Here is a 12612-nt window from a genome sequence, read left to right as displayed (position 1 = left end):
ACCCGGCCTTCCGGTGACAAATTTGAGATCGGGCCGGGCAATAGTTCTTCGCGCTCAGAAGGGGACAAGGCCATAACCCGTTACGCAGACATACCCAAGCCCATCCGCTCCGGCATCGTCGTCGTCGACCCCGAGCGCGGAACCCCCCAGCGCATCATCGTCCTCCAGTTCAACCCCGACACCCTCGAACGTTCCCTCGCCCCCCAGTCCGCCGGCGGCTCCGGTGATGCCGGCGGCGGAGGGAGCGGAGGGGATCGCAACGAGGCCCTCCGGCTCAAGGGCCCCGCCGAGGAGACCTGGAAGTTCACCGCCGAGATCGATGCCACCGATCAGTTCGAGGTCGCCGCGCCCGACGGGATTCATCCGCAGCTCGCGACGCTGGAGATGCTCGTGCATCCCACCAGCGCGCAGCTGCGCGAAGCCTCCCGCCGGACGCAGAAGGGCACCATCGAGATCAGCCCGATCGAGATGCCGCTGACCCTCTTCACCTGGGGGAGCAAGCGCGTCATGCCCGTGCGGCTCACCGAACTGTCCATCAACGAGTCGGCGTTCGACGTCAATCTCAATCCGATCAGGGCGAGCCTCGGCATCGGCATGAAGGTGCTCAGCGTGAGCGATCTGCCTGCCGGGCACCGCGGGGCCGATCTGTATCTCGCTCATCTGGCGCAGAAGGAACGGCTCGCCGCCGCCGCGCGGGGCGGGCGGCTGGCCGAGCTCGGTCTTGGACGGGGGCTGTAAGACGTGATTGATCCTTATGAGAGTGCGCTGGACGCGATCCCGGGGGCACATCCCTACCCCCGCACCAGCCGGTACCACGACGCGGAGATCGGCGTGCACCGGCTCCCCGACGGCACCGAAGTGCGGTACACCAAGCGGCGTTTGCTGCCTCCGCTCAGCGAGGCCGCCAGCGAGACCGCCCCGCACACGGTCAGCAGTGGCGAGCGGCCCGATCATCTCGGGCAGCGCTACTTCGGCGACCCCGGGCAGTGGTGGCAGATCGCGGACGCCAATCCCGTACTGGACCCGCAGGAGCTGACCGCCGAGCCGGGGCGGACGATCGACATTCCTCTGCCGGGTGGGTTCCATGGCTGACGAGCCCATCGGGAGCGGGCCCGTCCATCTCACCCTGCACATGGGGCCCAAGCTCACGCGTCCGGTGCCGGCCGAGGTGGCCGAGGCTCTGCTGTCCGCGCAGATCACCATGACCGCCGGGGAACGGAGCGGGTTCCAGCTCGCCTTCGATCTGACCAAGCGGGGGCTGATCACTCAGCGGCTGCTGCCCGAGGGGTACTTCGATCCGAAGACCAGGGTGATCGTCACGACGTCCGTCAAGGGCACGTCGACGGTGATCCTGGACGGGCTGATCGTGCGGCAGGAAGTGGGCGCCAGCAATCAGCCGGGGCAGACCACGCTCACCGTCACCGGTGAGGATCTGACCCTGCTGATGGATCTGGAGGAGCGGACGGACCGGTATCCGAATCTCGGCCCCGCACAGCGTGTTGAGCGGATTCTGCGGAGGTACGCGGACTACGGAATCGATCCCTGGATCATCCGTGAGCAGATCCATCAGCCGCCCCGCGAGCAGCTGCGTGTCGACTACCAGACCGGCACGGATCTGCAGTATCTGAACGAGCTGGCCCGCGCCAACGGTTACACCTTCTATCTGGAGCCGGGTCCGGGCATCGGCCGGTCCGTCGGCTTCTGGGGTCCCGAGCAGCGGCTCGGGCAGCGTCAGCATGCGCTGAACGTCAACATGGACAACAACTCCACCGTCGACCAGCTGACGTTCGCCTACGACGGGACGGCCAGGGAAGAGCCCCAGGCCCGTGTCCAGGACCCGCGCACCCGCGACGTGCGGCTGCTGGCGCAGCCCGACATCAGCCCATTGCGGCCACCGCTCGGTCTGCGCGCCTCGCCCGCACTCAAGCGCAAGACCCTTTCCGGTACGGCGAAGAAGGAGCTCGGGCAGGCCGAGGCCGAGACCCTCGCCAGGGCCGCGACGTCCGCGGACGCGATTTCCGGGTCGGGGTCGCTGGATGTCAACCGGCACGGATATGTCCTGCGGCCACGGGAGTTGGTGGGGGTGCGCGGCTCGGGCGTGACGTACGACGGCGACTACTACGTCAAGAGCGTGACGCACAACCTCAGGCCCGGCTCGTACCAGCAGAACTTCACGCTCTCACGTGAAGGACTGATCGCCCGCAGCAGCACCGTACGACCGTAAAGACCAGGAGAACTTCGCATGGCTGCAGGACCGAACAACCGGTTTCTCGGCAAGTTCCGGGGGCGGGTGATCGACAACAGGGATCCGCTCAAGCTCGGCCGGATCACGGCTCAGGTGCCGGATGTGCTCGGCGACGAGGCCTCCACCTGGGCGCTGCCCTGTCTGCCGTTCACCGGACGGCAGGCGGGTCAGTATGTCGTGCCCGAGATCGGCGCCGGTGTGTGGATGGAGTTTGAGCAGGGTGATCCCAGCTTCCCCATCTGGACGGGGAGTTGGTTCGGCGACGCCTCGGAGCTGCCGCCGAGGGCCAGCGCCGAGCTGCCCGGCTCTCAGCCGGTGGTCATCCAGACGCCGGGCGCTCACAAGCTGGTGATGTCGGACGTGCCCGGCGGTACGGGGATTCTCCTTGAGGCCAAGGGCGGCGCGTACATCCAGATCGACGAGAAGGGCGTGACGATCGGCAACGGCAAGGGGGCGTCGATCGTGCTGATCGGCGACGAGGTCAACATCAACGAGGGCCGGCTGATCGTGCCGAAGAAGCGATGAGCACCAGGACCAAGGGAACGGGGAGTTACGTGTTGTCGGGGAATCTCGTGAACGGCGGCAGCGTGATCAGCTGCCCGCACGGCGGCCGCGTCGTGCCCGCCTCCGCCCCGTCGTCCGGCGTCCGGATCGACGGCCATCAAGTGCCCACCGCCGCCGGCGTCTTCATCGTCAGCGGCTGCCGCCACACGGTCGACGGCGTGCCGCATCCGTGCGCCACCGTCCGCTGGACGCCGCACCGCGACAGCGTGCTCATCGACGGCTCACCCGTCCTGCTGGACAGCACATCCGCGCTCTGCTTCAGCGCCGCGCTGATACCGCAGGGCCCGCCGCTGGTCGCCGCCTCCGCGCGGGGGGTGTCGTCCCGATGAGGAGCGATATCGCCTTCCCCTACCGCACGGACCGGCGGGGACGCACCGCGCACGCGGCATACGACGAGCATGTGCGCGATCTGATCGAGCAGTTGCTGTTCACCAGCCCCGGCGAGCGTGTGATGCGCCCCGACTTCGGCTGTGGGCTGCTCGATCTGGTCTTCACGCCCAACAGCCCCGAACTGGCCTCCGCGTTGGAGCTGTCGGTGCAGGCATCCCTGCAGCGCTGGCTGGGTGAGCTGATCGAGGTGGAGGCCCTGGACGTGGTGAGCGAGGAGAACGTGGTCAGGGTGTATCTGCGCTACGTGGTGCGCTCCACCGCGAGCCGACGCGACGACGTGTTCGAGGGGAGCGGCCCGGCATGAGCGGTACGAGCAAGGAGTTGGTCTGCCGTACGGACGGCAGGCGCGCCAAGGTACGGGCCGCGCAGCTCGGCGGTGTGGACGCCGTCGAGGTCGGTGACGACGGGCTGACGCTCACCGTCACGTTCCTCGGCAAGGCGCCCCACGGGCTGTGCCCGGAGAACATCCGCATCGACGGCGGGCGCCGGATCACCGGCATCGAGGCCGTCGAGGTGTCCGTCGAGCGCGAGGAGGACCCGGAGCTCGACGACCGGCTGTGCGTCACGCTGGACCGCACGGGCGACACGTCCTGGTACACGCTCTCCGTCGTGGACACCGATCCGTACGGACGGCCCGGCACCGAGCCCTTTCCCGGCTTCGACCAGCGCTATTTCTCCGCCGGGTTCGACTTCCGGCCCGACTGCCCGACCCCCTTCGACTGCAAGGACGAGCAGCCCGACTGCCCGCCTTCCTTCCCTGCCGCGCCGGTCATCGACTACACCGCGCGCGACTACGACACGATCCGCCGCCTGATCCTGGACCGGCTGGCGCTGACCACCCCGGACTGGGTGGAGCGCAATGCCGCCGACCTCGGCACGACGCTGGTCGAGCTGCTCGCCCACACCGCCGACCGGATCAGCTACCAGCAGGACGCGGTGGCGACGGAGGCGTATCTCGACACGGCCCGCCGCCGTGTCTCCGTACGCCGTCATGTGCGGCTCATCGACTACCCGATGCACGACGGCGTCAACGCCCGCGCTTTCGTGGCGGTCGAGACCGTACGGCCGCTGACGCTGGAGCCAGGCACGTACCGCTTCGCGGCCGTCGACGTCCGTAGCCTGGGGCCGCGCGACAGGCCGGCGATCGGCACCGTCATCGAGGACCGGGACCTGGCCGTTCTGGACGAGCGAGGATCGGTCGAGGTGTTCGAGCCGGTCGTCGCCGACGAGCCGCTGGCACTGCGCCCCGAGCACAACACCATCCGCTTCTGGACCTGGGGCGACGAGGTGTGCTCGCTGCCCAAGGGCGCCACGTCCGCGACGCTGCGGGACGCGTGGGCGGACGAGGATTGCTCGGTCAGGTCGCTGGAGCTGGCTCCGGGCGATCTGTTGCTGATCGAGGAGGTGCTGGGCGCACGCTCGGGTACGCCGGGCGACGCCGACCCCGCCCACCGTCAGGCCGTACGCATCACCTCGGTCACGCCGGGCGTGGACCGGCTGGCCGACCAGCCTGTGCTGGAGGTCACCTGGGCCCAGGAGGACGCACTGGCCTTCCCCGTCTGTCTGTCGACGCGGGGCGGCAGGGACTGCGAGCCGGTCGGGGATGTGAGCGTGGCGCGCGGGAATGTCGTGCTCGTCGACCATGGGCGCTCGGCGGCGTTCTGCGGCGGGACGCCGGAGACGGTCACCGTGCCTCCCGCGTCCGCCGTCCTCGGTTCCTGCGATCCGTCCGGCTTCGGCTGCTGGGACCGCAAGGAGGGCAACGCCACGGCGGATCTGATCAACGCCCGTCTGGAGCAGGCCCGTTGCGGTCGGCTTCTGACCGCTGATCAGATACGGGAGCTGTTCAGCGTCGTCGGCGAGGACGAGACCGCACGTGCGGGTCTCGGCCTGGAACTCGCGGGCCGCCGACGGGAGAAGGTCGTCCCCGGCACCGCCTACGAGCAGGCCGAGGCGCTTCAGACCCTGCTGGCTCAGGTCGTCTACCCCGGTGTCCCGGCGCGCTTCCGGCCGGTGCTGCAACGCTCCCCCGTGGTCCAGTCGGTGCCGTTCCCCGACCCGCGTCATGTCTCGGCGGGACAGTCCACCCGGCTGGCCGCCATTCCCGGACGTGTCCGGCAGCGGCTGGTGGAACTGTGGCGCAGCGCCCGCGACTGCGACGGGCTCACAGAGCCCGAAATCGCCGAGCTGACGGTGCTGTTCGGACTCCGGGTGCTGGAGCGTCTCGAGCTGCGCCGTCATCCGGTGCGCGCGCTGCGGGAGTTGCTGTATCGCAGCGAACGGCTGCTGGCCGCGAAGCTGAGGCGTCTGGAGGTGCTGGCGGCCCGGGCGCGGGCCGGTGCGGTGCTGGACGATTCCATCGCCTGGGAGATCACCCACACCTGGGGCGCCGAGTACGCGGCGGGGATCGATCCGGACGAGCCGGTGCTGCGGGGCCCCGCAGCCGCGCTCGTACAGGATCCGCGGGCCGCGCTTCCCGCCGTTTCGGTCACGAACGGCGATCAGTGGTGGACCGCGAAGCGGGACCTGCTCGACTCGGGTGCGCGCGAGCGGCACTTCGTCGGTGAGCTGGAGGACGACGGCCGGATCGCGCTGCGGTTCGGGGACGGGCGCCACGGTGCCCGCCCGCAGCCGGGCGCACGGGTGGAGCTGCACTACCGGCTCGGCGGCGGCACGGCCGGCAATGTCGGCGCGGAGTCCATCAACCATCTGGTGCTGTGCCGTGATCCCGAGGCTTCGGACGCCGGGGACCCGATGCCCGTCGCGGGCGTACGCAATCCGCTGCCGGCCGTCGGCGGCACCGAGCCCGAACCGGTTGAACAGGTACGCCAGTTGGCCCCGCTCGACCTCAAGCGCACCCGACTGCGGGCGGTCACGGCCGAGGACTATGCGGCACTGGCATCTCAGCTGCCCGGAGTGCATCGCGCGGCCGCCGAGATCCGCTGGACCGGCAGTGTGCAGGAGGCGCATGTCGCCGTCGACGCGCTGGGCAACGGGGACGTGTCCCCGGAGCTGCTCGATTCGGTGGCGTACGCGCTGGAGAGCTACCGCCGGATCGGGCACGACCTGGTGGTCGGGCCCGCGCGGTCCGTGCCGCTGGACATCGCGCTGGCGGTGTGCGCGGCGCCCGGTCATCAGCACGGCCAGATTCTCGCCGAGCTGTACCGGCTCCTCGGCAACCGCCCGCTGACCGGCGGACGGCTCGGCTTCTTCCATCCCGACGCGCTGACCTTCGGTGAACCGGTGCGGCTCAGCCGTCTGGTGGCGGCGGCCGCGGCGGTCCAGGGCGTTCAGAGCGTACGGGTGACCCGGCTGCGCCGGCTGTTCCACGAAGATCCACTCGACGACACGGCACTGGAGGCAGGCGTGCTGCGGCTCGGCCCGCTGGAGATCGCGCGTTGCGACAACGACCCCGACCGGCCGGAGCTCGGCCGGCTCTCGATCGAGCTCGGCGGAGGTGCGCGATGAGCGGCTCCTGCGGTTGCGGATGCGGCGGGCACGACGAACGCCATGCGCCGAAGGCTCTGTACAACCCGCCGGGCCGCACGGCCCTGAACTACCGGGTCGGCGAGTACGGCTCGTTCCTGGCGGCCATGCTCGACCGGCTCGCATCCCCCGCCTATCCGGCGCTGCGCGGGCTGACCGTCCGTACCCCGGACGATCCGTCGATCGGACTGCTCGACGCGTGGGCGGTGGTGGGCGATCTGCTCACCTTCCACTCCGAGCGCATCGCCGACGAGGGGTATCTGCGCACGGCCGACGAGCACCGTTCGCTTGCTCTGCTGGGGCGTCTCGTGGGGCACCGGCCGCGGCCGGGCATCGCCGCCGACACCCATCTCGCGTACACGCTGGACCGGGATCCGCGGGCCGAGGACGTGCCGGTGCTGATCCCGCGCGGCGCGCGCGCCAACAGTGTGCCCAGCACCTCCGACGAGGAGTCGCAGGCCTTCGAGACCAGCGAGGACCTCATCGCGCGCTGGGCGTGGAACGAGCTGGCGGTGCGCCGGCGCCGGCCGGCGCTGCTCACCCCGGACGATCTGCGCAGGCGCCCGGAGATCTTCGTCTCCGGGACCGACACCTCCCTGCAGACCGGGGACAGACTGCTCTTCGTCTTCGGCGGGGACAAGGACACACCCGGGCAGCGGCTGCTGCTGCCGGTGGCACGTATCCGCATCGACCGGGAGGACGCGGTCACGGCGGTCGGGCTGCCGCAGTCCGCTCCGCCCTCGCTGTCCGAGCTGGTGGCAGAGCTGCGCGAGTGGATCACCGAGGACGAGCGGGAGGTCGAGGAGGGTGAGCCCACCCCCGAGAACCCCAACCCGCGTCCTGTCAGCCGGATCATCGAGGACTTCGACGCATCGGTGCTCGCGCCGCTGCGTGCGGATCTGGCCGGGATCAGGACGCCCGCACAGTTCGCGGCACGGCTCGTCGAGCCGCACGACCGGCTCGCGGAGGCGCAGGCGATAGCCGCACCCTACGAGGAAGTGGCCACCTGGTTCGAGCAGTTGGAGGCCGTGGTCGGCGAGCTGATGCAGCGGGCGGCCGATCTGGAGCCCTCCCGCGCACTGACGCCCGCGGCGGATTCGGACTCACCGGCGATGCGGGCGCTCGGCGCCGTACTTCCCGCGCTGCGCACCCGCGTGGTGCGGCCGCCCTCGGGGGCGCGCACGCTGTCCCACGATCCTGGCCGGTATTTCGCGCCGGGCTCCGATCTCGGTGCGCAGCTGCTGTCGGCGCTCGATCCGCGGGTCGCCGACGGCATGTACGCGGCGTGGCGGCAGGCGGCGCCTGCGGCGCCCGCGCTGCTGCGGGAGCTTCAGGCGATGCGGGTGACCGCCGCGCCGTTCGGGGCGACGGCGCCGCTCAAGCCCGTGCAGGACGAGCGCGGGCGGGTGATCCGGCAGACGGACTGGCCCGTGAGCGGCGGGGAGCTCACCACGATGCGGATCGTGTACGACACGGCCGGACGGGTTCCGGTGCGCGCCGAGTTCCAGCACATCGAGACAGGGTCGTCCTGGCAGCGTTCGGAGAATCTGCCCGCGGACACGAGCTTCGGTCTGGGGCCGGGCAGGGTCGCGCTGCAGACCCGGGTGGGCCAGGACCACGATCTGAGCTGGCTGACCAGGCGCCCCGCGGACTCCCAGGAGCCCGGTGTGACGGCCGAGTTCTCCCAAGGGCTTCCGGAGCGGACGCTGTTCGTGTCGAGGCCCGCCGAGGACGGGCGGGTGCATGTGGCCGTACAGAACGGCCGGCCGCTCAACTGGCTGCTGGCTCCCGGTGAGCACAAGCAGGTCACCCACGGCGGCGTGGAGGTGACGGCGCGGTACACGGTCGGCACCGAGCCCGCGAATGTCGAGATCGGCATCGCGACCGTGCCGGAGCAGGCGAACCGTCATGTGCTTCCGCTCGACTCCGTACAGGACGGCATCACGGTCGGCAGCTGGGTCGCGGTCGAGCGTCCCCGCAAGGGCTCCGGGGAACCCGACGGCATCCCCGGCGACAAGAAGCTCGCGTTTGTGACCACCCGTGTCACCGCCGTACGCACGGCCGCGTACACCAACTACGGGATCACCGGCCGCGGCACCGAGCTGACGCTCGCCGATCCGTGGCTGGACGAGCACGACGTCCTGCTCTCGGCGATCAGGGACGCGACCGTGCACGCGGGCGGCGAGGCGCTGCGGCCCGCCGACGAGCCGCTGGGCGAGGACGTTCACGGCAATGACCTCGAACTGGCCGAGTTGTACGACGGGTTGCGGCCCGGCCGTCATCTGGTCGTCTCGGGCGAGCGCACCGACATCCCCGACACGGCAGGGGTCCGCGGCACCGAACTGGTGGTGATCGCGGCGGTGGAGCAGCAGCTCGATCCGCACCTGCCGGGCGATCACGTACATACGAAGCTGACGCTCACCACGGATCTGGCCTTCCGCTACCGCCGTGACACGGTGCGCGTCCAGGGCAATGTGGTGCCCGCGACGCACGGCGAGAGCCGCGACGAGCCGATCGGCAGCGGCGACGCCGACCGGGCCAACCAGACGTTCACGCTGTGGCAGTCGCCGCTGACGTGGCTGCCTGCCGACACTCCTCTGGGTGCGACGCCCACCCTTGAGGTGCGCGTCGACGGGCTGCTGTGGCACGAGGTGGACAGTCTGGCGGGGCGTGGTCCGCGCGAGCGCGTGTATGTCTCGGGGACGGCCGGGGACGGGCGTACGACGGTGACCTTCGGCGACGGGGTGCACGGCGCACGACTGTCCACCGGACACGAGAACGTCCGGGCGCGGTACCGCTTCGGCACCGGCAAGGCCGCCAACGTGCGGGCGGACCGCATCACTCAGGCGGTCTCCCGCCCGCTGGGCGTCAGTGCCGTCACCAACCCGCAGCCGGCCACGGGCGGCGCGGACGCCGACGGCCCCGGGCTGACCCGGCGCACGATCCCGCTGGCGGTCTCCGCGCTCGACCGGCTCGTGTCCGTCGAGGACTACGAGGACTTCGCACGCTCGCGTGCGGGCATCGGGCGGGCCGCGGCCCGCGAGATCTTCGACGGCCGGCGCCGGGTGCTGCATGTGACGGTCGCCGGGGTCGACGACATCGCGATCGCCGACGACTCGGAGGTGCTGCGTGCGCTGCGCTCGTCGCTGGCCGAGTACGGCGACTCGCGCCTGCCGGTCAGGGTGGACGTGCGCGAGCTGGTACTGCTGCTGCTCGCGGCGAAGGTAAAGGTCGCCCCCGACCACACCTGGAGCATCGTCGAGCCACGGCTGCGGGGGGCGCTGCTCACCCAATTCGGCAGCGCGCGGCGTGAGTTGGGCCGTCCCGCGCGTCTGTCCGAGGTGCTGGCGACCGCCCATTCGGTGCCCGGTGTCGACTATGTCGACGTGGATGTGTTCACCGGTGTGCCCGCGTCCGTGACGCCCGACGAGCTGACGCGCCTCGCGGAACAGCTCGCTGAGCCCCGTACCGCGGTCGGGGCGAGGCTCGCCGAGTACGACGAGGACGTGCACCGCGTCACCGCCGACGACGGCGAAACGCTCACCCAGGTCGCCGCCCGGCACGGCATCTCGCTCGCCGAACTGCTGCGGCTGAACCCGGACATCACTGATACCCGGCGGCTGGAGAAGGGCCGGGCCGTGTTCGTCTTCCGCGGTATCCGGCCCGCACAGCTCACCCTGCTCTCCCCGCATGTCGCGGACACGCTGATTCTGACGGAGGTCACCTCATGACCAGGGAACCGGACGGCCTCGCTGATCTGCTTCCGCAGTGGCACCGCCTGCGGGACGCCGAGGGCGGAGAGCCGCTGCGCGCCCTGCTGGCGGTGATCGCCGAACAGGCCGACCGGGTGCGGGACGGGGTCGAGCAGGGCTACGAGGACTGGTTCGTGGAGACCGCGGCGCCCTGGGTGCTGCCGTATCTCGGCGATCTGGTGGGCTACTCCCCGCTGCCGGGCTACGAACGCGTGCAGGCGCAGGGTCTGGAGGGCGAGAGCGGGGACGATTCGCGCCTGCGGCTCGCCGAGGCCCTGGCGCCGCGCCGCGATGTGGCGGCCACGGTCGCCAACCGGCGCCGCAAGGGCACCCTCGCCCTCCTCGAGGAGCTGGCCGAGGACGTCGCCGGATGGCCTTCGCGGGCCGTGGAATTCTCCCGGCTCGTCTCCCACCGGCAGCCGGTGAAGCTGTACGGATCGGGCACGGAGGCCGCCAACGCGCGCCGCCGGGAACGCGGCAGGCTCGTGGACGTACGCGAGGGTGCGGCCCTCGATCTGGCGGGCGGGCCGTTCGGCACGGTGGCGCAGTCGGTGAATGTACGGCGGGCCGACTCGGCACGCAGGCAAGGCGGTTACTCCCCTGCCGGGGTGGGCCTCTTCGTCTGGCGGCTGAAGCCGTACCACGTGACCGGGGCGCCCGCGTACTGCATCGACCGGGCCCGCAACCTGTACACCTTCTCGATTCTGGGCAACGACACTCCGCTGGTGACCAAGCCGGTCCCCGAGCCGTCGGCGACCCATGTCGCGACGATCGACAACGTGCCCGCCCACATCCGGCGCCGGCAGCTCGCCGACCGGCTCGCGGACTACTACGGGCCGGGCAAGAGCTTCACGATCTGGCGCGACGGCCAGGACGAGCCCGTGCCGCTTTCGGACATCGTGGTCGCGGACCTGACCCACTGGCGCTACCGGCCCAAGCGCGGCCAGGTCGCGGTCGATCCGGCGCTCGGCAGGATCGCGTTCGGTTCGCGGTCGGCGCCGCGGCAGGGCGTCTGGGTGACGTACCACTACGCGTTCGCGGACGACATGGGTGGCGGCGAGTACCCGCGCGAGCGTGAGACGCCGACGGCGGCGAAGGTCTACCGGGTCGGCCCGGACCAGAGCTACCAGCGGATCATGGACGCGTACAACGACTGGCAGCGCGAGCGGCGTTCGGGGCAGTGCGGCCCCGAAGGCATCATCGAGATCACGCACAGCGGCGCCTACCAGGAGCAGCTGGACTTCGATCTGGATCCGGGCGACCGACTTGAAGTGCGCGCCGCCGAGGGCACCCGGCCGGTCATCCGGCTGCTCGACTGGTACAGCAACCGGCCCGACGCGCTCAACATCCGCGCCCGGGAGGACTGTGAGGGTGAGCCTCCGCGGATCGTGCTCGACGGTCTGCTGATCACCGGTCGCGGCCTCAATGTCACCGGTCCGGTGGGCGCGGTGGGACTGCGGCACTGCACGCTCGTGCCGGGCTGGTCGCTGGAGCCCGAGTGCCATCCGCACTCCCCGGAGGAACCCAGCCTGGTCCTGGACCGCACCACCGCGTGCGTGTCGATCGAGCGCAGCATCCTCGGCACCATCGAGGTCATCGGCGACGAGGTGAACCACGAGCCGCTGCCCATCCACATCCGGGACAGCATCCTGGACGCCACCGGCCACGACCGGGCAGCTCTGTCCGCCCCGGACTGCCGGCACGCGCACGCAGTGCTCCACGCGCATCGCACCACGGTCATCGGTGAAGTCCACACCCATGCCGTGGAGATCGCCGAGAACAGCATCTTCACCGGTCGGATGCAGGTGGCACGGCGGGGCATCGGCTGTATGCGTTTCTCGTACGTGCCTGGCGGCTCACGCACTCCGCGCCGACATCGCTGCCAGCCGGACCTGGTGGGCAGTCAGAACGCCCACCTGGTCCGCCCGCTGTTCACCAGTGAGCGCTATGGCACGCCCGCATACGGGCAACTCGCGACGGGCTGCGCGGAGGAGATCAAGCGGGGCGCCGAGGACGGTTCCGAGATGGGCGCCTTCCACGACCTGTACCAGCCCCAGCGCGAGGACAGCCTGCGGGCCCGGCTCGCCGAGTACACCCCGGCCGGTACCGACGCCGGGATCATCCCCGTCACCTGACACGACATCAACTGCCCAATCATTGAGGGGGACCCCTTCC

General features: G+C 70.7%; 9 protein-coding genes. All 9 read left to right on the top strand.

What is annotated here, in order from left to right; genetic code table 11:
* Window positions 1-72: 72 nt before the first annotated feature.
* Genes OHA61_RS35375 through OHA61_RS35335 form a run of 9 tightly spaced genes read left to right on the top strand, consistent with a single transcriptional unit; the run spans window position 73 to window position 12572 of the window.
* On the top strand, window positions 73-738 hold the full coding sequence (locus OHA61_RS35375) for a hypothetical protein (RefSeq protein ID WP_266487771.1): 666 nt from the start codon (window positions 73-75) through the stop codon (window positions 736-738).
* A 3-nt stretch (window positions 739-741) separates the two neighbouring features.
* On the top strand, window positions 742-1092 hold the full coding sequence (locus tag OHA61_RS35370) for a hypothetical protein (protein ID WP_406306455.1): 351 nt from the start codon (window positions 742-744) through the stop codon (window positions 1090-1092).
* The gene (locus tag OHA61_RS35365) at window positions 1085-2224 is read left to right on the top strand and encodes a hypothetical protein (protein WP_406306454.1); all 1140 of its coding nucleotides are present in this window, start codon (window positions 1085-1087) and stop codon (window positions 2222-2224) included. The genes OHA61_RS35370 and OHA61_RS35365 overlap by 8 nt, the downstream gene beginning before the upstream one ends.
* 18 nt (window positions 2225-2242) lie before the next feature.
* Window positions 2243-2770 (top strand): phage baseplate assembly protein V, encoded by a 528-nt coding sequence (locus OHA61_RS35360; protein WP_406306453.1) that lies wholly within the window; start codon window positions 2243-2245, stop codon window positions 2768-2770.
* A complete protein-coding gene (locus OHA61_RS35355; RefSeq protein ID WP_406306452.1) occupies window positions 2767-3138 on the top strand; it encodes a hypothetical protein in 372 nt (123 codons plus the stop codon). Before OHA61_RS35360 ends, OHA61_RS35355 begins: the two co-directional genes overlap by 4 nt.
* Window positions 3135-3503, top strand: coding sequence for a GPW/gp25 family protein (locus OHA61_RS35350; RefSeq protein ID WP_406306451.1), 369 nt, complete (start codon window positions 3135-3137; stop codon window positions 3501-3503). The genes OHA61_RS35355 and OHA61_RS35350 overlap by 4 nt, the downstream gene beginning before the upstream one ends.
* Complete coding sequence (locus OHA61_RS35345) at window positions 3500-6667, top strand: putative baseplate assembly protein (RefSeq protein ID WP_406306450.1); 3168 nt, start codon at window positions 3500-3502, stop codon at window positions 6665-6667. The genes OHA61_RS35350 and OHA61_RS35345 overlap by 4 nt, the downstream gene beginning before the upstream one ends.
* Window positions 6664-10416 (top strand): putative baseplate assembly protein, encoded by a 3753-nt coding sequence (locus OHA61_RS35340; RefSeq protein WP_406306449.1) that lies wholly within the window; start codon window positions 6664-6666, stop codon window positions 10414-10416. Before OHA61_RS35345 ends, OHA61_RS35340 begins: the two co-directional genes overlap by 4 nt.
* Window positions 10413-12572, top strand: a complete 2160-nt coding sequence (locus tag OHA61_RS35335) for a hypothetical protein (RefSeq protein ID WP_406306448.1) — start codon at window positions 10413-10415, stop codon at window positions 12570-12572. The genes OHA61_RS35340 and OHA61_RS35335 overlap by 4 nt, the downstream gene beginning before the upstream one ends.
* The last annotated feature ends 40 nt before the right edge of the window (window positions 12573-12612 follow it).

The organism is Streptomyces sp. NBC_00885 (assembly GCF_045207475.1).
Lineage (GTDB): Bacteria > Actinomycetota > Actinomycetes > Streptomycetales > Streptomycetaceae > Streptomyces.
The sequence above is the reverse complement of the archived record's forward strand: the minus strand, read 5'-3'. Positions and strand labels throughout refer to the sequence as shown.